Source organism: Skermania sp. ID1734, from assembly GCF_007489285.1.
GTDB lineage: Bacteria > Actinomycetota > Actinomycetes > Mycobacteriales > Mycobacteriaceae > ID1734.
Map to the genome: position 1 here is coordinate 147037 of NZ_VLIY01000011.1, position 19559 is coordinate 166595.

The following is a 19559-nucleotide window of genomic DNA, read 5'->3' on the forward strand; positions in this document are numbered from 1 at the left end:
CTCAGCGACGGCGCAACTTGCTCAGCAGCCCGCGGCGGCGGCCGGTCACCGGATCGATGATCGCGGTGGTGTCGCCGCCGAACTTGCGCTCCGAGGCGGTCTCCGGTGCGTCGTCGGAGGTGGCCTTGAGGTACTTGTTGGGCAGCGACAGCTTGAGAATCGTCCGCCATGACTTGGCGTACTGCACGGGCAGCGAACCGCTCGTGTAGGGCAGGTCGTATTTCTCCGCGAGTTGGCGCACCCGCACCGAGATCTCACGCAGCCGGTTGCTGGGCAGGTCCGGGAACAGGTGGTGCTCGATCTGGTAACTCAGGTTGCCGGTCATGAAGTCCATGACCGGGCCGCCGTCAATGTTGGCGCTGCCAAGCATCTGACGCAGGTACCACTCGCCCTGCGTCTCGTTCTCGAGGTCGGCCTTGGTGAACTTCTCCGCACCGTCCGGAAAGTGCCCGCAGAAAATAACGGCGTTGGTCCACACATTGCGGATCACGTTCGCGGCGATATTGGCGGTGAGCGTCGACAAGAACGCCGGGCCGGTGAGCAGCGGAAAGATCACGTAGTCCTTGAGGACCTGGCGCCGGACCTTGGTGAGCACCTCATCGCGCTTTATTTCGAACTCGGCGCGGTCGGCACGGCCGGCGACGACCTTGCCCAGTTCGAGGTGCTGGATGGCCACGCCGTATTCGAACAGCATCTGCAGGATGACGTTGTAGACCGCGTTGCCCAGGTAGAACGGCTTCCAGCGCTGGTCCCGGGTGACGCGCAGCAGGCCGTAGCCCACGTCGTCGTCCATGCCCAGCACGTTGGTGAACTTGTGGTGGATGAAGTTGTGGGTCTGCTTCCAGTGCTTGGACGGCCCCGCGTTGTCCCACTCCCAGGTGGTCGAGTGGATCTCCGGATCGTTCATCCAGTCCCACTGGCCGTGCATGACGTTGTGGCCGATCTCCATGTTCTCGATGATCTTGGAGAGGCCGAGCAGGGTCGCGCCGGCCAGCCAGGCCGGCGGCAGGAACGAAGCGAACAGCGTTGCGCGACCGGCGATCTCGAGGCCGCGCTGCAGCCGGATGGTGTTGCGGATGTACCGCGCGTCACGCTCGCCGCGCGCAGCCTCGATGTCGCGGCGGATCGCGTCGAACTCGATTCCGAGCGCTTCGACGTCCGCCTCGGTGAGGTGGGCGTACTCCTTGACATCCGAAATTGCCATGGCGGCTACGGTACCGTAGGTTACTGCACCGTAGGTTGTGCTTGTGAGTCACTTCACACGCGGTTGCGACGATCCTTGAACTTGCCCTTCGCATCGTTGATCGCCGAGCGCAGCCCGCGCCGTTTTCCGGTTTCCGGGTCGACGCGCCGCGCCGACAGCCCCGCGAAACGCCGCTCAGAGGACGTTTCCGGCGCATCGTCGGACGTGCGCTTGAGGAAGCGGTCCGGCAGGGCGAGCTTGTGGATGGTCCGGAACGCGAGCAGGTACTGCTTACCGAGCGAGCCGGTGGTGTAGGGCAGGTCGTACTTGTCGCACAGCTCCTGCACCCGCACCGAGATCTCGGCGTAGCGGTTGCTGGGCAGATCCGGGAAAAGGTGGTGCTCGATCTGGAAGCTGAGGTTGCCGCTCATGAACGCCATCGCCGGGCCGGCCTTGAAGTTGGCGCTGCCGAGCATCTGCCGCAGATACCACTCGGCGCGAGTCTCGTTCTCGAACTGGGAAACGGTGAACTTCTCCGAACCGTCCGGGAAGTGCCCGCAGAAGATCACCGCGTACGCCCACAGGTTGCGGATCAGATTCGCCGTGGCGTTGGCCTTGAGCGTGCTCTTCCACGCCGGCCCGCTCAGCGCCGGGTAGAAAACGAAGTCCTTGCCCACTTGCCGGGCAATCTTGCGGAAGAACAGCTTGTTCGGCTCGGAGTTCAGTTGCCAGCGCGGGACTCCCCGAGTCTCCTTGTCGATCGTCCAGTCATGCAGCGCGATGCCCCACTCGAACAGCGCGGCCAGGATCAGGTTGTTGATCGGCTGCGCCAGGTTGATGGGACGCCATTCCTCGTCGCGGGTCATCCGCAGGATGCCGAAACCGAGGTCCTCGTCCATGCCGACGATGTTGGTGTACGTGTGGTGGGAGTAGTTGTGGGCACGTTTCCACTGCGCCGACGGCCCGGTCATGTCCCACTCCCACGTGGTGGAGTGAATCTCCGGATCGTTCATCCAGTCCCACTGGCCGTGGCTGACGTTGTGACCCAGTTCCATGTTTTCGATGATCTTGGCCACCGTCAGCAACGCCGTCCCGGCCAACCAGGCGGGCCGATATTTGCTCGCCATCAACGTTGCCCGGCCCGCGACCTCCAGCATGCGCTGCGCGCGGATCGTCCGGCGGATGTAGCGGGCATCGCGGATCCCTCGCGACTCCTCTACGTCGCGACGGATAGCGTCCAGCTCCCGGCCGAGCGATTCGATATCGGCCTCGGTCAAATGAGCGAACGCCTTGATGTCCGTGATTGCCACCGGACTCCTTCACCTGTGTCTATGTGTTCAAAGATCTAGTGTGCAGTCCCCGGCGGCCGCCGCGATGCAGGTTTGCACCTTGTCGCCGGCATGGCGTTCCACTCCGGAACGCAGGTCGCGGACGATGCCTGCGGTCAGCGGAGCCACACACGTTTGGCAAATGCCCATTCGGCAGCCGAAGGGCATCTGTACGCCGGCCTGTTCACCGGCTTGCAGCAATGTGGTAGCGCCATCGACCACAATGGATCGACCCGTTTTGGCGAAGGTGACCGTTCCCCCCTCGGTAACCGCCGAGCGCGCAATCTCGAACCGCTCGAGGTGCAGCCGGTCGCTGATTCCGGCCGCCTTCCAGGTTCGCTCTATCTCATCGAGCATGTCAAGCGGTCCGCACGCCCATGTCTGCCGTTCCCGCCAGTCCGGATGCAGTTCATCCAGTGACGACAGCGCGAATTTTCCGCTGCTCCGGGTGAGTTGCACGTGACTGGTGAAGCTCGGATGTGCCTGGTGGAGTTCGGCGAGCTCAGCGGCGAACATCACGTCCGACTCCGTGGGGGCGGAGTGGATGTGCACGACGTCGGGCATGCTGCCGCGGTGATGCATGGTGCGCAGCATCGAGATGACCGGGGTGATGCCGCTGCCTGCGGTGAGAAAGAGGATCTTCGCCGGTGGCGGATCCGGCAGCGTGAAGTTTCCCTGCGGCGCCGCCAGTCGCACGATCGTGCCTTCCGGAACACCGTTGACGATGTGGCTGGACAGGAAGCCCTCGGGCATCGCCTTGACCGCGATCGAGATCTGCTTGGTGTGCCGACCGTGGTGAACCGAGGAGTCGGAGACGGCTGGCGAGGTCAGTGAGTACGACCGCCACTGCCAGCGACCGTCGATGTGCACTCCGATGCCGATGTATTGGCCCGGCTGGTAGTTGAAGTCGAAGCCCCACCCCGGCTTGATCACGAGCGTCGCCGAATCGGCCGTTTCCTTGCGGACCTCGATGATCCGGCCGCGCAGTTCCCGCGCCGACCACAACGGATTTGCCAGGTGCAGATAGTCGTCAGGCAGCAGCGGGGTGGTGATCCGCGCTACCGCGCCGCGCAGCATATTCAGCCGTGGCTGCCGCGGGGCCGATACCCCGGCCGCTGGCGCCTCGAGCCATTGTTTCAAGCCCATCGGCTCTTCCATCCCATCGTTCCCGAGAGGACCGGCGGGGTCGCCGCCCTACTTACTCGCAAGTACAGGTTACGGGACCGTAGGTTGTGGCTACAAAAGCTCCAACAGGAACGGCAGCTCCTGCGTGGCGTACCACGCGAGCTGGTGATCCTCGGCGTCGCCGAGCAAAAACTCGGCGTCCGGATCGCCCAGATCCGCTGCATCGACCACCTCGGCCGCTTTGGCCACCGTAGGTTCGGCATCGGCCAGATCGACGTGCACCGACGCGACAGCGTCCAGTGGTACCGGACCGGACAATCGCACGACCGCGTCGTCGAGATCCGGCCGTGGCTTCGCGCCGGTGACGTCGGCGGCGACCACGGCCCGTCGCCAGATCGGATCGCCGTCCCCATCGTGGGACTGCCTGCCGTCCAGCGCTTCGCTGGCGATCAACCGCAACGACGCACGCGCGGCCTCGGCCATGGCGACCTCGGCCAGTTCCTCGTCGTCACCGGACGCATAGGCCTCCCGTAGCGTCGGGGTGACGGCGAACGCAGTGCCGTTGACCGGAGAAAACTGCCGGTCATCGATGAGTTCGCGCAGCATCCGGACCGTTGCCGGGATGTAGACGCGGGTTGCTTCCTCACGCGCAGGCATCGAGCAACTCCTCGAGCGACTCGTACAGCATGGTCGAAATCAGGTCCACATCGGCCATCGCATCGCGATCGGCATGGAAGCCGTAGAAGACACTGCCGTCGTAGGACGTCAGCCCGATGCTGAGCGCCTGGTTCTTGAGCAACGGGGAAACCGGATACATCTCGAGCATGCGGGCACCGGCGATGAACATCGGCGACTGCGGCCCGGGCGCGTTGGTGATCATCAGGTTGAAGGCACGTTCGGCGTACTCGAACGCCGAGCGAACACTCATCGCGTGCAGACTGGCCGGGGCAAAACCGCTGAGCCGCACCAATGTTCGCGCACGCACCCCCCGGCGCTGCCGACCGTGCGCGGCGTTCGCGTGCGACACGTGCGAGAGCCTGATCACCGGATTCGGTTCGCCCACCGGTAGGTCGACCAGGAACGAGGACACCTCGCTGGACTGGTCCGCCGCGGATTCGGAGACGTACACCGACATCGGCACCAACGCGCGCACGGTCGAGGATTCGGTGATGGGCTCGCCGCGTGAGAACAGCCAATTCCGCAGCGCGCCAGTCAAAACCGTCAAGATGGCGTCGTTGATGGTGCAGCCGAAGCGGGCGCGGATCTTGCGGTAATCGGCGAGATTCGTTCGGGCAGCAGCAAATCGGCGATGATGGGAGATATCGGTGTTCAACGGGCTGGACGGGGTGGCCCGGGTCGCCGTGTGCAGCGCGGACACGAAGCGGCTCAGCGACCGTTCGACCGTGCGCGCCGTCTCCCCGACACCACCGGCCGTGCGGCGCAGGAATTCCATACCCTGACCCGGGTTGGTGAGCAGCTCCGCGACCGCCGTCATGGCGAGCGCCGACTCCGTAGGCCCGTCCATCGGCATCCACAGGTCGTCGGCCAATTCCTGCGGCTGGCGGGAGGCATCCAAGATGACGTGACCGATTTCCAGCGCGTCGGCGCCGTCGACGAGCGCAGAGTGCGACTTGGTGAAGATCGCCACCCGGTTGTCGCTCAGGCCCTCGACCAGGTAGATCTCCCACAGCGGCCGGGAGGTGTCCAGCGGGCGCGACGACAGCCGCGCGACCAGTTCGAAAAGCTGCTCGTCGGTGCCCGGGTTCGGGAGCGCGGAGCGCCGGATGTGGTAGGAGACGTCGAAATCCGCGTCATCGACCCAGACCGGCCGGGCCAGCCCGAACGGCACCTGGCGAACCTTCTGGCGGTACCGCGGGACCAGGCAGAGGCGCTGGCTGACGATGTCGACGAGGTTCTCATACGTCAGCGCACCCGAGGTGTTGTCGGCAATGGCGAGCGACCCGATGTGCACCGGCGAGCTACTCGATTCCAGCTCGAGGAACGAGGCGTCGTCCGGGGTCAGTCGTGTCACCACGATCACAGCCTATTGCGCTGCGCTCGCACGTGTGCGGCGTATCCCACCTCGGCGCGGGGCGGCCGGGGCATGAAAAGGTGTGCTGGTGAAGCGCGTGCCGCAGTTCCTGTCGAAGCCACCTGCCTACGAACCGCCATTACGCGACGCGTCGAGCGGCCTTGCCACGCCGTGTCACACACCGAATCCGATACGCGCAGTGCGCCGAACGCCGCACGACGGTCGTTCCGGCCGCCAATTCGCGCCGGCCAATCTGGAACTTGCCGCCGGGGCGCGACAGTTCACCGAGATGTCGTTCCGGCTGATCCTCGAGGTGCTCGACCGGCGCCGCCAGCCGCGACTGCTGCGCGGCGTGCTCAGCCCCGGGCTCATCGACATGGTGCGCGTGCTCAGCGCGGGCGTGCTCCCCGGTCGCGATCTCGGGGTCGCCGCGCTGAACCGCGTGCACGTGCGCATGACCGATGCCACGACCGCCGAGGTGTTCGGCAGCTACCAGCGCGGGCCGCGACACTTCGCCGTGGCCGGGCGCGTGCAGTACCTACCCGACACCGGATGGCGGGTGACGGCGCTGCGGATCGCCTGACAGCTCAGCGCTTGCGCTTCGACTTCGGCGCGCGCTTTGGCTTCGATTGCTGCCGGGCCGCCTCGCGACGCTCGCGACGCGTCGCGGTTGCGCCAGCTCCTGCGGTCTCGGCGGTCGCTCGGCGTACCGACTTGCTGCCGTCCTCGGCCGGTCCGGAATAGGTCAGCCCGCTCGGCTCGGCCTCGTTCAGGCCCTTCGCCCGCAGCGCGGCCGGCGCCTCGGATTCGGCGGTGCCGTTGCTGGCCGGCGCCGCTCCGACCGGTGACCGCAGCCCGTCCGAGACGGCCATCGCGGGTGGCTCGGGCTGAGCCACCTCGACCTGCAGGTTGAACAGGAACCCGACGGACTCCTCCTTCAAGCCGTCGAGCATCGCGCTGAACATGTCGAAGCCCTCGCGCTGGTACTCCACCAGCGGGTCGCGCTGCGCCATCGCCCGCAGCCCGATGCCCTCCTTGAGGTAGTCCATCTCGTAGAGGTGCTCACGCCACTTGCGGTCCAGCACGCTCAGTAGCACCTGACGTTCCAGGTTGCGCATGCCGCCTTCGCCGGCGATCTCGTCGATCTGCTTCTCCCGGCGGGCATAGGCCTCGTGTGCGTCTTTGAGGATCGCCTCACGCAACTCGTCGCGGCTGAGGTCGTCGAACTCGCCGTCCTCGTTCTGGCGGGCCAGTTCCTTGTGGTCCAGGCTGATCGGGTACAGCGTCCGCAGCGCCGTCCACAGCGTCTCGAGATCCCAGTCCTCGACGTAACCCTCGGCGGTCGCGCCGTCCACGTAGGCCGAGATCACGTCGGTGATCATCTTCTCGACCTGGCCCTCCATGTTCTCCCCGGCCAGGATCCGGCGGCGCTCGTCGTAAATGACCTTGCGCTGCTGGTTCATCACCTCGTCGTACTTGAGGACGTTCTTGCGGATCTCGAAGTTCTGCTGCTCGACCTGCGTTTGCGCGCTCTTGATGGCCTTGGACACCATCTTGGCTTCGATCGGCACGTCGTCGGGCAGGTTGAGCCGGGTCATGATGGCCTCGAGGGTGGCGCCGTTGAAGCGCCGCATCAGCTCATCACCTAGGGACAGGTAGAAGCGCGACTCGCCCGGGTCGCCCTGGCGCCCGGAACGACCGCGCAACTGGTTGTCGATGCGGCGGGACTCGTGGCGCTCGGTGCCGAGCACGTACAGGCCGCCGGCCTCGATCACCTTCTTGGCGTCCTCGGTGACCTCCGCCTTGACCTTCTCCAGCGTCGGTTCCCAGGCAGCCTGGTACTCCTCGGGCGTGTGCACCGGGTCGAGGCCCTGCTTGCGCAGTGCGATGTCGGCGATGATGTCCGGGTTACCGCCCAGCACGACGTCGGTACCGCGGCCGGCCATGTTCGTCGCGACCGTGACCGCGCCGGAGCGGCCGGCCTGCGCGATGATCTCGGCCTCTTTTTCGTGATACTTCGCGTTCAGCACGTTGTGCGGGACTCCGCGCTTGGTGAGCAGCTTGGACAGGTACTCGGAGCGCTCGACGCTCGTGGTGCCGATCAGGACCGGCTGGCCCTTCTCGTGGCGTTCCTGGATGTCGTCGGCGACCGCGTCGAACTTCGCCGGCTCGGTCTTGTAGATAAGGTCGGACTGGTCGGCCCGGATCATCGGCTTGTTGGTGGGAATCGGCACCACACCGAGCTTGTAGATCTCGTGCAGCTCCGACGCCTCTGTTTCGGCGGTACCGGTCATGCCGGCCAGCTTGTCGTAGAGCCGGAAGTAGTTCTGCAGCGTGATCGTGGCCAGCGTCTGGTTCTCGGCCTTGATCTCGACCTTCTCCTTGGCCTCGATCGCCTGGTGCATGCCCTCGTTGTAGCGCCGGCCCAGCAGGATGCGGCCGGTGAACTCGTCGACGATGAGCACCTCACCGTCGCGGACGATGTAGTCCTTGTCGCGCTGGTAGAGCTCCTTGGCCTTGATGGCGTTGTTCAGGTAGCTGACCAGCGGCGAGTTGGCCGCCTCGTACAGGTTGTCGATCCCGAGCTGGTCTTCCACGAACTCGACGCCGGCTTCGTGCACGCCGATGGTGCGCTTCTTGATGTCCACCTCGTAGTGGACGTCCTTCTTCAGCAGCGGCGCGATTCGGGCGAACTCCGCATACCACTTGCTCGACGCGTCAGCGGGACCGGAGATGATCAGCGGGGTACGGGCCTCGTCGATGAGGATCGAGTCGACCTCGTCGACGATCGCGTAGTTGTGCCCGCGCTGCACCAGATCGTCCAGCGAATGGGTCATGTTGTCGCGCAGGTAGTCGAAGCCGAACTCGTTGTTGGTGCCGTAGGTGATGTCGGCGTTGTAGGCCTCGCGCCGCTCCTCCGGGGTCATGCCGGCCAGGATCACCCCGACCTCGAGGCCGAGGAACCGGTGCACGCGGCCCATCCACTCCGAGTCGCGACGAGCCAGGTAGTCGTTCACCGTGACGACGTGCACGCCCTTGCCGCCGATCGCGTTCAGGTAGGCCGGCAGCACACAGGTCAGAGTCTTGCCCTCACCGGTCTTCATCTCGGCGATGTTGCCGATATGCAGCGCCGCACCACCCATGACCTGCACGTCGAAGTGTTTCTGGGAAAGCACCCGCCAGGATGCTTCGCGGGCCACGGCGAACGCCTCGAGCAGCAGTTCATCCAGCGATTCGCCGTTCTCGTGGCGCTTGCGGAACTCGTCGGTCTTGGCCCGGAGTTCGGCATCGCTGAGACGTTCCATTTCCGGGCCGAGCGCCGTCACCTCGTTGGCGAGGTGGGCCAGCCGCTTGACGGTGCGACCCTCCCCGATCCGGAGCAATTTCGTCAGTGTCAGCGTCGGCACGGTTGTCTTTGTCCTCTATCGTCGGCGGCTGTCGACCCAACATGGGCCTCGATCCATGGTAGGCGTGGTCGATCCTATGTGGTGCGTTGCGCGTCGTCGCATATGAACGCCGGCCGGGACCTGCTGGTCCCGGCCGGCGTAGTTCGGTCTGTCAAGGCCGCCGGCTACGCGAGCCGGATCAACCCGTAGTCGAATGCGTGTCGCCGATAGACCACCGAGGGCCGGTCGGAGGCACTGTCGTGGAACAAGAAGAAGTCGTGCCCCACCAACTCCATTTGGTACAGCGCGTCGTCCACCGTCATCGGCGCGGCCGAGTGCACCTTGGTGCGCACGATTCGGCCCGGTCCGGAATCCGGCGCAGGGGTCTCCGGCGTCTCCTCGGCAGCGGCGCTTGCGGCGTTTTTGGATACTTCGTTGATTTCAGCGAGCGCGGCCGTGGCCTGCGCTACGGAAACTGGGGTTTTCTCGCCATAGTGAACTTTTCGACGATCTTTGGTACGACGCAGTCGATTCTCGAGCTTTGCTGTCGCCGACTCGAGTGCAGCGTAGAAACTGTCCGCGCATGCCTCCGCGCGCACGACCGGGCCTTTGCCGCGCGCGGTGATTTCCACCCGCTGGCAGTTCTTGCGTTGTCGGCGATTGCGTTCATGAAAGAGTTCGACGTCGAAGAGGTAGATAGTCGGATCGAAGCGCTCTAATCGAAACAGCTTCTCGGATACATAGATTCGAAAGTGGTCCGGCACCTCGACGTTACGGCCCTTGACTACCACCTCGGCATGAGCCGAGTCGGCGCCATCGGGCGAGACGGCGGTGCTGCCAGTACCTTCATCGAATACCGCGGATTGCGAAACGGTCGTCACACGTACCTCCCGAATACGGCCGCGCCAGCATCACAGGGCTGAGGCGGCAAAAGAAATCCGTGCCGAGAGGGGAACCGCCCGGCACCAGGTTACTGAGGCATCACCTCCTACCTGATCCTTCGGGTGTGTTCGCGACGGTAGTACGTCCACACCGACAGTGCCAGCAAATACGTCCAGTATTCGGCCGCTAATTTTGGATTCACAGCTCTATTTCAGGCTGCCGCCACAACCAGGACCGCGGACACCGCCACGCCAGCCACCGCGAGCGCGCGGACCGAGGCCGCGGCGGTGGCACCCGTTGTCAGCACGTCGTCGACGAGCACCACGTTGGTGTCTTTTCGGCGCGGGATATCACCCCGAACGCCCACTCGCCCAGCGAGATTCGCCGTTCGCTGTGCCGCCGAGAGTCCGACCGAGTCGCGAACGCCCCAGCCGAGCCGCAGCAGTCGAGTAACCGTGCAGCCACCGTCGGTCGTGCGGTCTACGGCCGACTGCGCCATCCGCGCGACGGGGTCGCCACCGCGCCGGCGTGCCGCCCGCGCGCGCGTCGGCGCCGGGACGAAGACCAGCGGAGCCAGTTGTGGCGGATCGAGCTCGCCGGCCGTGCGCAGCCAGTCGACCGCGTGCGCCAGACCCGCGCCCAACGGTCCCGCCAGATCACGCCGGCCCTGTTCCTTCGCGGCGATCACCGCCTGGCGCAACGGGCCCGAGTACGGTCCGATCGCCCAGCACGCAGCGTCCACGTCGACGCGCGGACGAACGATGACGGGCGGCACGGTAAGAGCCGCAAGACAGTTCGCACATATCCGGATTCCGGGAGCACCGCACCCACCACACTCGAGCGGCAGGATCAGATCCAGCAGGGTTCGCATGGGCAGAGTGTGCCCGATAAGTACGACAATTCCGGCACGGGAACTTTCGGCCGCGTCGCCGCATCCAATGTGCGCACGTTCGATTCGGGTTAAGGCAGAGGTTGGAGGAAACGAAATGATCATCTGGGGTTTGCGCACGGTGATGGTGCAGCTTGGCGTGGCATGGCTGGTGTGCCCGAACTGCCGAAACCACTGCGCGCAGGTCTATCGCGAGCATCAACGCAAGTTCACGCTGTTTTTCATTCCACTGTTCACCACCAGCAGGACGACGGTTCGGCAGTGCTCCATGTGCGGCGCGTCGTATCGGGTCGGTCCGGACGAGCTGCGGTGGGCCGCTGCTCAGGCAGTCGGCACGGCATACCCGCCGCGGGTCGGTTAGCCGGGCAACACCGGAATCGCCTGCACCCCAGCGAGTCCCGGCACTTCACGCCACAGCCGATCAGCGGCCGGGTCGTTGTTGTTCAGCTGGAAGACCGCGCGGGAATCCGCGACGAATTCGGTGGTCGACGACGCTTCGACGCTGGTCACCGGCGGGGTCAGATTGCGGCTGGGCAACGAGTCCATCCGCGACCCGTCGACGGTGATCATGACGACCGGAATATCGGACGCGCTGCGCGCCACCACCAGCGTCTCGCCCGTGATCCAGTCCAGCGACTGCGCGGGCGAACCCAACCCGATGGCCACGGGCCGCGGATTGACCAGCGATACCTTGCCGTCCGAGCCAGTCACCACGATGGCCACATACACCTTGCCGCCGACGATCAGCGCCACCCGAACCCCGTCGCGCGACAGCCGCAATTCGGTAATCGGGCCGCCGAGCGCGTTGATCGCGTCCGCGTTCACCGTGGTCAGCGAGACCTGGCCGGTCTGCCGATCGCGGACGGCACTGATCACGTTCGTCCCGTCGATCACCGCCCACGCCGAGCCGTCGTCGGCCGCCCACGTCGGCCGCGTGATCGTATTGCCGTCCGCGACCGGGAATGCGCTGCCGTCGGCCGAGCCCATCATCAACGCGCGAGCGGCATCCGGCGGTTTGCGGCCGGTGTCGGCGACGGCCGCAATGAAACTGCCATCCCGCGACAGCGCCGCCGACTGCAGGTTGTGCACGGCACCGAAGTATCCCGGCACCGGCGTGACCGCACCGGCGTCCACCTTCACGAGGCCACCGTCGCGCACCGCGTGCAACGGCACATTGGTGCCCGCGTTGGCAATCGGGTTCAGGGTGTTGACATCGGCGGTGGTCCATCCGTTGGCCAAATTCTCGTTCAGCGGTTTGCCGTCGGCTTCGAGCACGTACGGGCCGGAGATCTCAGCACTGGCTAGCGTCCAGATCACCTGCGCCGCAAGCAGTTCTCGATTGTGTTTGTCCATGCCGTCGACGCCGTTGAAGTCGATCCGGATGCCGCCGAGGCCCACCCCCACCGAGCTGGTCCGGCCGTCGGCCTTGGTGATCGGGCCGGCCAGCGTGATGCCCGGCGAGAACTGCGTGCGCACGGCCATCTTGATGCGATCCTTCGGCCCACGCATCAACATGTCGATGAGCTGCGCGGCCAACTGATCCTGGCTCGCGGAGATCCAGCGCGGATCCGCGACGGTCGTGGTGCCGGTCGGGTCGAGGAAGTACAGCGACTTGCGCTGATAGGTGTTCAAGAACTGCGGCCGGTCCATGATCACTCCGGGCGGTACTTGGTCCACCCGCCATTCACCGTTGACCCGCCTCAGGCTGATCTTGGTCTCGAAGTTTCCTTCCTCAGCCTGATAATCGCCGCCCGGCGCCAGTTGGCCGACGCGGTTGGCTCGCACGACGTAGGTCGCCTGGTCGCTCGTGCGCGAATCCGGCAACACGTCGACCTTGTCGACGATCGTGGCGCTCGCGGCGTCGTCCCACGCTTTCGACGCATCGGGAGTGAGGAACTGCCGGGCCGCGGCATGGTGATCGCTCGGATCGGTGCTGGCCTTGAAGAAGTCGCGGAGCAGCAGATCCGGCTCGCGGCCGGGCGTCGGTTTCGGCACGGTGGGCGAAACCGGCTCGCGGGCAATGGTTCCGATGGCCTCCGGCGTGGAGGTGTCGGGCAGGCTGGCACAGCCGGTGACGGTCAACACGATGGCGGCCAGGACCGCACCGATCCAGCTCGTGCTTCCACGGAGTCTTCGCGTCATGCCTCGGCTCCCGCGCCCCGGGCCGCACCGCCCGCCGCTGCGGGTGACGCGGAATTGCGGCCGGACCGCTTGCGGTCGTTCGGTTTCAACTGCAGCGGACTGCCGAACACCTTGCGGCCCCGCTTGAGCGGGACCGTCAGCCGGAAGCACGAACCCTCGCCCGGCTCGCCCCACGCCTCGAGCTTGCCGCCGTGCAGGTGGGCGTCCTCCACGCTGATGGCCAGGCCCAGTCCGGTGCCGCCGGAGCGACGCACGCGGGACGGATCGGAGCGCCAAAAGCGGTTGAACACCAGCTTTTCCTCGCCGGGGCGCAGACCGATGCCGTGGTCGCGCACGATGATGGCGGCCGCGTCCTGGTCGGCCCGCAGCTTGATCAGTACCGGCTTGCCCTCGCCATGGTCGATGGCGTTGGCCAACAGGTTTCGCAGGATCCGCTCCACGCGACGCGGATCCACTTCAGCGATCACCGGTTGCTCCGGCAGATCGACCACCAGCTCGGTCTCGGATTCGGTGGCCAGGTGCCGCACGGTCGACACGGCGGCGCGGGCACAGAGGCGCAGATCGAGTTGCTCGACCGCCAGCTCGGCGACACCGGCGTCGTGCCGGCTGATCTCGAGCAGGTCGTTGAGCAGGGACTCGAACCGGTCGAGTTCGGTGACCAGCAGCTCCGACGCCCGGCGCAGCGAGGGGCTCAGTTCGTCGCTGCCGTCGTGAATGAGGTCGGCCGCCATTCGGACCGTCGTCAACGGCGTGCGCAGTTCGTGGCTGACGTCGGAGGTGAACCGCTTCTGCAGATTGCCGAACTCCTCGAGCTGGGTGATCTGCTTGGACAGGCTCTCGGCCATCTCGTTGAACGACATGGCCAGCCGGGCCATGTCGTCCTCACCGCGCACGGGCATCCGCTCCTTGAGCCGGCCGTCGGCGAAGCGCACGGCGATGCGCGAGGCGGACCGGATCGGCAGCACCACCTGCCGCGCCACCAACATCGAGATGGCCGCGAGCAGCACGAGCAGCACCGCACCGCCGATCAGCATGGTGCCGCGCATCAGCGACAGGCTGCGTTCCTCGCTGGCCAGCGGAAATACCAGGTACAGCTCCAGCGTGGAGATGTCCGACGACGTCGGGCTGCCCACGATCAGCGCCGGTCCGTGATATCCGTCCGGATCGGCGACGGTGGCGAACTGGTAGCTCACCTGACCGGCCTGGACGAACGAACGCAGGCTCTGCGGGATCTGGTCGGCGGGGCCGCTGGACGTTGTCTGTCGCGGGCCGTCGCCGGGGACGATCAGCACCGAATCGAAGGTACCGGCGGCGCCGGCGGTTTGACCGGCGTCGCCCTCCTGGTTGGACAGCGCCGAACGCGCGTTCTCCAAGCGGCTCTGCAGGGACGTGCTGTCGTCACCGGAGAGCTGGCTCTGCACGGTGTTGCGGGCACGCTCCATCTCTTCGGTGGCCGCACTGACCTTGGCCTCGAGCAGCCGGTCGGTGATCTGACTCGTCAAGACCACACCAAGGATGGTGATGACGATCAACGACAGCGTCAACGTCGAAACGACCACGCGCAGCTGCAACGAGCGTCGCCACGCGTGGCCGAGTGAGTTCCCGATCGAGCGGAACCAGCGCAGCAGCGGGGCGAAGGTGCGATCGACCCGCCGCCGCGTGCGGGGAAGGATCACCCCTCCCCCGTGAAGTTGAGTGTTTCGATCACGGCGGTCCGGCCTTGTAGCCGACCCCCCTCACAGTGAGGACGACCTCCGGGTTTTCCGGATCCTTCTCCACCTTCGCGCGCAACCGCTGGACGTGCACGTTCACCAGGCGCGTGTCGGCGGCATGCCGGTATCCCCAGACCTGTTCGAGCAGCACCTCGCGGGTGAAGACCTGCCGCGGTTTGCGCGCGAGCGCCACCAGCAGGTCGAACTCCAGCGGGGTCAGTGAAATCAGCTGGTTGTCCCGGCTGACCTTGTGCGCCGGCACGTCGATGTCGATGTCGGCGATGGACAGCATCTCGGCCGGCTCTTCCTCGGTGCGACGCAGCCGGGCGCGCACGCGAGCGACCAGCTCCTTCGGCTTGAACGGCTTCATGATGTAGTCGTCGGCGCCGGATTCGAGGCCGAGCACCACGTCGACGGTGTCGGTCTTGGCGGTCAGCATGACGATCGGCACCCCGGAGTCGGCACGCAGCACCCGGCACACGTCGATGCCGTTCATGCCGGGCAGCATCAGATCCAGGAGCACCAGATCAGGACGGGTCTCGCGAACGGCCGCCAAGGCCTGCGTTCCGTCCCCAACGACGTAAGGGTCGAAACCCTCTCCGCGCAGCACGATTGTCAGCATCTCAGCGAGAGCCGTGTCGTCGTCGACAACCAGAATCCGTGGCTTCATGGCTCTATGGTGTCACCTGTCGGCCTGGTAACAGTTGATTGATCAGGTCAGCGGCGAGTTGTGCCGGATCTTCGGTCCCGTCGAGGACTTTCCAGTCCGAAATCCAGCGCTGCTCGGCCAGTTGGGCGTAGACCTCGGCGGTGCGCCGTTGCAGGTCACCGTCGCGTTCGTAGCTGTCCCGCGCCCGCGTTGCATCGTTTCGTTCCCGCTGCCGCGCGCGCTTGTCGGCGACCTCCGCAGGCACCTGCAGCAGGATCTGGAACGTGGGCGGCGGAACCGCGAGCCGATCGATCTCGAGCTCGCGGATCCACTTCACCACCGGACCGTCGCCCGGCTCACCGAGCCGCGCCGCGCCGTAGGCGGCGTTCGACGCGACATAGCGGTCCAGCAGCACCACGTCGTGCCGGTTGACCATGCGGTGCAAATCGGTTGCCGCGCCGTGCCGGTCGAGCGCGAACAGGGTGGCCATCCCATACACGCTCGCGGCCAGGTCACCGTGTTCACCGTGCAGCGCCTCGGCGGCCAGATCGGCGTGCGCCGACTCGCCGTACCGCGGAAACCCCATGCGCAGCACGTCGATGCCAGCGGACTCCCACGCCCTGGTGAGAGCCCGCGACAACGTCTGCTTGCCGGCGCCGTCGACGCCTTCGATCGCTATCAGTACGCCCATGGAACTTCTCAGTACCGGTAGTGCTCCGGCTTGTACGGACCCTCGACGTCGACGCCGATGTACTCCGCCTGGTCCTTGGTGAGCTTCGTCAGGCGGCCACCGAGGGCTTCGACGTGGATGCGGGCGACCTTCTCATCGAGGTGCTTGGGCAGCCGGTAAACCTCGTTGTTGTACTGCTCCGGCTTGGTCCACAGCTCGATTTGCGCGATCACCTGGTTGGAGAAGCTGTTGCTCATCACGAACGACGGGTGGCCGGTGGCGTTGCCGAGGTTGAGCAGGCGACCCTCCGACAGCACGATGATCGAGCGGCCGGTGTCACCGAAGCTCCACTGGTCCACCTGCGGCTTGATGTTCAGGCGGACGGCGCCGGAGCGCTCCAGTGCGGCCATCTGGATCTCGTCGTCGAAGTGACCGATGTTGCCCAGGATCGCCTTGTCCTTCATCGCCCGCATGTGGTCGAGGGTGACGATGTCGCGGTTGCCGGTCGCGGTGATGACGATGTCGGCGTCGCCGATCGCCTGATCCACGGTGACCACGTCGAAGCCGTCCATCAGCGCCTGCAGTGCGTTGATCGGGTCGATTTCGGTGACCTGTACCCGGGCACCCTGTCCGGCAAGCGATTCCGCACAGCCCTTGCCAACGTCGCCGTAACCGCAGATCAGCACCTTCTTGCCCCCGATCAGCACGTCGGTGCCGCGGTTGATGCCGTCGATGAGTGAGTGGCGGGTGCCGTACTTATTGTCGAACTTGCTCTTGGTGACCGAGTCGTTGACGTTGATGGCCGGGAACACCAGCTCGCCTGCGGCCGCGAACTGGTAGAGCCGCAGCACGCCGGTGGTGGTCTCCTCGGTGACGCCGCGAACGCTTTCGGCGATGGTGGTCCACTTGTTTTTGTCGGTCTCGAACCGGCTGCGGAGCAGGTCCAGGAACACGTTGTATTCCACCGAGTACTCGTCGTCGTGCGGCGGCACCACGCCGGCCTTCTCGAACTGGGCGCCACGCAGCACCAGCATGGTGGCGTCACCACCGTCGTCGAGAATCATGTTCGCCGGCTGGTCTGGCCAGGTGAGCATCTGCTCCGCGGCCCACCAGTACTCCTCGAGCGTCTCGCCCTTCCAGGCGAACACCGGCACGCCCTGGGGTTCCTCCGGCGTGCCGTTGAGGCCAACCACTACGGCCGCCGCCGCATGATCCTGGGTGGAAAAGATGTTGCACGACGCCCATCGAACTTCAGCACCGAGGCTCGTCAGCGTTTCGATCAGCACCGCGGTCTGGATGGTCATGTGCAGGGAACCCGAAATCCGGGCGCCCTTCAGGGGCAGCACCTCCGCGTACTCACGACGAAGCGCCATCAACCCGGGCATCTCGTGCTCGGCCAGCTGAATCTCCTTGCGGCCGAACTCTGCCAGTGACAGATCGGCGACCTTGAAGTCGATTCCGTTGCGACGATCCGGTTGCAATGCGGTCATGTACGCCTCTCCTGGTCGGGTGTCGACAGCCAGGCTAGTCGCGACAGCGCGCGCCGTACGCGTCGGCACCCTGCGGAGACGATTCAGGACCGCGACCCCTGCGCCGCCAGCACCCGGTCGCGTTTGCGCGGCGCGATGTTGGCCTGGCTGAGGTCACCGCGGTAGTGGGCACGCACCCGCTTGTCCATGATGTGGCGCCACAGCGGCGGGAACATGGCATAGATGATCATCGTCGCGTAACCGGCCGGCAGCTGCGGAGCCTCCGACGCGCTGCGCAGCGTCTGATAACGGCGGCCCGGGTGCGCGTGGTGGTCGCTGTGCCGCTGCAAATGGAACAGGAAAACGTTGGTGATCAGCCGGTCACTGTTCCAGCTGTGCTCGGGGGCGATGCGCTCGTAGACGCCGTTACGCAGCGATTTGCGGCGCAGGCCGTAGTGCTCGACGTAATTGACGGTCTCGAGCAGCATGATCGCGATCGCCGCCTGCAGCACAAGGTACGGCAGGATACCCACCCCGAACACGGCGACGAGCACGACGAACAACACCAGGCTCATCGACCACGCCTGCAGGTTGTCGTTTTCCACGGACCACGTGCGCAGACCCTTGCGCGAGAGCCGTTCACGCTCGAGCTGCCATGCCGAGCGCAGACCACCGATGATGCTGCGCGGCAGGAACTCCCACAGCGACTCACCGAGCCGGGCCGAGGCCGGATCCTCGGGCGTCGCGACCCGGGCATGGTGGCCGCGATTGTGCTCGACGAAGAAATGCCCATAGCACGATTGAGCGAGCGCGACCTTGGCCAGCCAGCGCTCGTGCTTCTCGACACGGTGGCCGAGTTCGTGCGCGGCATTGATGCCGATTCCGCTCACCACGCCGACGGTGACCGCGAGGCCGATCTTGTCGGTGAGATTGAGACTGTCCTGGGCCCACATATAGCTGGCCACCAACAAGCCGGCAAAGAGCACCGGCAGGAACATGTACGTGCACCACCGGTAGTACCGGTCGGCGGACAGCTGCTTGTAGACCTCGTCGGGCGGATTCTGCCCATCCTCACCGACGACCGCGTCGACCACGGGAATGATCACAAAGACCAACACCGGGCCGATCCACCACATGACCTCCAGCCCAGTGAGCCGGACCAAGGTAGACGGCAACAGCGCAGATGCCGGCGCGATGAGCCCCAGCATCCACAGATACCGCTTACGGTCGCGCCATTGCCCAGCACTCACGCCAGCCACGGCCTCTCCCCTTGACGACCAATCTCGACACTTATATGAAGTTCATCCGCCTAATTCCGCCAGCCGTTACGGGGTATTCCAACCCTTGGACGCGACACGCAGAAAAGCGACCAAAATGTAACCCGCAAACAGAGTTTTCTCCGAATCGCGGGGTCGGTGATTGGTCTAATCGACAGCGCCGGGGGCGGGCTGAAGCTGCTGAGCAGCGATGATGGCCTCGACATACGGCGCAAGGACCTCGGCCAGCTCCTCGGGAACAGTTAGCACCGAGTTCGCCGGGATGCCGATGTAGCTGAGCGCCAACCGGACGAAGACGCTGGCGAGCGCGGTGGCCTGCTCGGTGGTCGCGCGCACCCAGCTGCCCCGGAAGGCGGCAGCCAGCCGCTCGGTGGCGTGTTCGACCAAGGGCAGCCCGTCGATAGTGATCAGGCGCAACAGGTCCGGCTTCACCTCGCCGGTGAGCAACGATTGGATCAGTGGGTCCGAAGCACTGTCGAGAAAGAAGGTCTCCAGCCCTTGCCGCATGGCGGCGCGGGCATCGCCGACGTTCGCCCACAACGCCCGGTCCACATGCGACACCAGTTCGTCGGCCAACCGCACGGCGTAGGCCTGGGCCAGTCCGGTGCGGGAGCCGAACTCGTTGTACAAAGTTTGTCGGCTCAGGCCGGCGCTGCGGGCCACGTCGGCGAGGGTGACCTTCGACCAGTCCCGCTGCATGAGCAACTCGCGCAGCGCGTCGAGCACCGAATCGCGCAGCAGCCCGCGTGCCGCAGTTTGATACGGAACGCGGGCGTGCGGCGGCTCGTGCGACGAATTCATCGCGGGTTGGCGAC

Annotated in this window: 17 protein-coding genes; 2 read left to right on the forward strand and 15 right to left on the reverse strand. The window is 65.7% G+C overall.

What is annotated here, in order from left to right:
- Window position 1: 1 nt before the first annotated feature.
- The 5 genes from FOS14_RS15255 to FOS14_RS15275 all read right to left on the reverse strand — a co-directional run bounded on the left by FOS14_RS15255 (window position 2) and on the right by FOS14_RS15275 (window position 5671).
- Window positions 2–1204 carry a fatty acid desaturase gene (locus FOS14_RS15255; protein WP_143771658.1) on the reverse strand — a complete coding sequence of 401 codons (1203 nt, stop codon included), beginning with the start codon at window positions 1202–1204 and terminating at the stop codon, window positions 2–4.
- Between the two features lie 53 nt (window positions 1205–1257).
- Window positions 1258–2493 (reverse strand): fatty acid desaturase, encoded by a 1236-nt coding sequence (locus tag FOS14_RS15260; RefSeq protein WP_143771659.1) that lies wholly within the window; start codon window positions 2491–2493, stop codon window positions 1258–1260.
- Window positions 2494–2520: 27 nt separating this feature from the next.
- Window positions 2521–3657: a ferredoxin reductase gene (locus FOS14_RS15265; protein ID WP_143771660.1), complete on the reverse strand. Its 1137-nt coding sequence runs from the start codon at window positions 3655–3657 to the stop codon at window positions 2521–2523.
- Between the two features lie 90 nt (window positions 3658–3747).
- Window positions 3748–4293 (reverse strand): hypothetical protein, encoded by a 546-nt coding sequence (locus tag FOS14_RS15270; protein ID WP_143771661.1) that lies wholly within the window; start codon window positions 4291–4293, stop codon window positions 3748–3750.
- Window positions 4280–5671 carry a wax ester/triacylglycerol synthase family O-acyltransferase gene (locus tag FOS14_RS15275; RefSeq protein ID WP_143771662.1) on the reverse strand — a complete coding sequence of 464 codons (1392 nt, stop codon included), beginning with the start codon at window positions 5669–5671 and terminating at the stop codon, window positions 4280–4282. Before FOS14_RS15275 ends, FOS14_RS15270 begins: the two co-directional genes overlap by 14 nt.
- Window positions 5672–5756: 85 nt before the next feature.
- Between FOS14_RS15275 and FOS14_RS15280 the strand changes: the two genes are divergently transcribed.
- Window positions 5757–6251 carry an Rv3235 family protein gene (locus FOS14_RS15280; protein WP_143771663.1) on the forward strand — a complete coding sequence of 165 codons (495 nt, stop codon included), beginning with the start codon at window positions 5757–5759 and terminating at the stop codon, window positions 6249–6251.
- Window positions 6252–6255: 4 nt separating this feature from the next.
- On the opposite strand, the gene secA is transcribed toward FOS14_RS15280, so the two are convergent.
- The 3 genes from secA to FOS14_RS15295 all read right to left on the reverse strand — a co-directional run bounded on the left by secA (window position 6256) and on the right by FOS14_RS15295 (window position 10807).
- On the reverse strand, window positions 6256–9075 hold the full coding sequence (secA, locus tag FOS14_RS15285; protein WP_143771664.1) for a preprotein translocase subunit SecA: 2820 nt from the start codon (window positions 9073–9075) through the stop codon (window positions 6256–6258).
- Between the two features lie 164 nt (window positions 9076–9239).
- The gene (hpf, locus tag FOS14_RS15290) at window positions 9240–9935 is read right to left on the reverse strand and encodes a ribosome hibernation-promoting factor, HPF/YfiA family (RefSeq protein ID WP_143771665.1); all 696 of its coding nucleotides are present in this window, start codon (window positions 9933–9935) and stop codon (window positions 9240–9242) included.
- A 212-nt stretch (window positions 9936–10147) separates the two neighbouring features.
- Window positions 10148–10807, reverse strand: a complete 660-nt coding sequence (locus FOS14_RS15295; RefSeq protein WP_143771666.1) for a ComF family protein — start codon at window positions 10805–10807, stop codon at window positions 10148–10150.
- Window positions 10808–10922: 115 nt separating this feature from the next.
- On the opposite strand from FOS14_RS15295, the gene FOS14_RS15300 reads away from it, so the two are divergent.
- Entirely contained in the window at window positions 10923–11186 is a 264-nt protein-coding gene (locus tag FOS14_RS15300; protein ID WP_185981787.1) for a zinc-ribbon domain-containing protein, read from the forward strand.
- Here FOS14_RS15300 and lpqB read toward each other — a convergent pair.
- From lpqB to FOS14_RS15335, 7 genes are all read right to left on the reverse strand, one after another.
- Window positions 11183–12967 (reverse strand): MtrAB system accessory lipoprotein LpqB, encoded by a 1785-nt coding sequence (gene lpqB / locus FOS14_RS15305; protein ID WP_143771668.1) that lies wholly within the window; start codon window positions 12965–12967, stop codon window positions 11183–11185. The two genes, FOS14_RS15300 and lpqB, sit on opposite strands and share 4 nt — an antisense overlap.
- On the reverse strand, window positions 12964–14643 hold the full coding sequence (mtrB, locus tag FOS14_RS15310; protein ID WP_143771669.1) for an MtrAB system histidine kinase MtrB: 1680 nt from the start codon (window positions 14641–14643) through the stop codon (window positions 12964–12966). The genes lpqB and mtrB overlap by 4 nt, the downstream gene beginning before the upstream one ends.
- A 28-nt stretch (window positions 14644–14671) precedes the next feature.
- Entirely contained in the window at window positions 14672–15349 is a 678-nt protein-coding gene (gene mtrA / locus FOS14_RS15315) for an MtrAB system response regulator MtrA (RefSeq protein WP_143771670.1), read from the reverse strand.
- A 4-nt stretch (window positions 15350–15353) separates the two neighbouring features.
- Entirely contained in the window at window positions 15354–16019 is a 666-nt protein-coding gene (locus FOS14_RS15320; protein WP_143771671.1) for a dTMP kinase, read from the reverse strand.
- 8 nt (window positions 16020–16027) lie between these two features.
- A complete protein-coding gene (gene ahcY, locus FOS14_RS15325) occupies window positions 16028–17488 on the reverse strand; it encodes an adenosylhomocysteinase (protein WP_143771672.1) in 1461 nt (486 codons plus the stop codon).
- 83 nt (window positions 17489–17571) lie between these two features.
- Window positions 17572–18675 (reverse strand): alkane 1-monooxygenase, encoded by a 1104-nt coding sequence (locus FOS14_RS15330; RefSeq protein ID WP_143771734.1) that lies wholly within the window; start codon window positions 18673–18675, stop codon window positions 17572–17574.
- Between the two features lie 216 nt (window positions 18676–18891).
- Window positions 18892–19545 (reverse strand): TetR family transcriptional regulator, encoded by a 654-nt coding sequence (locus FOS14_RS15335; RefSeq protein WP_143771673.1) that lies wholly within the window; start codon window positions 19543–19545, stop codon window positions 18892–18894.
- Window positions 19546–19559: the final 14 nt, after the last annotated feature.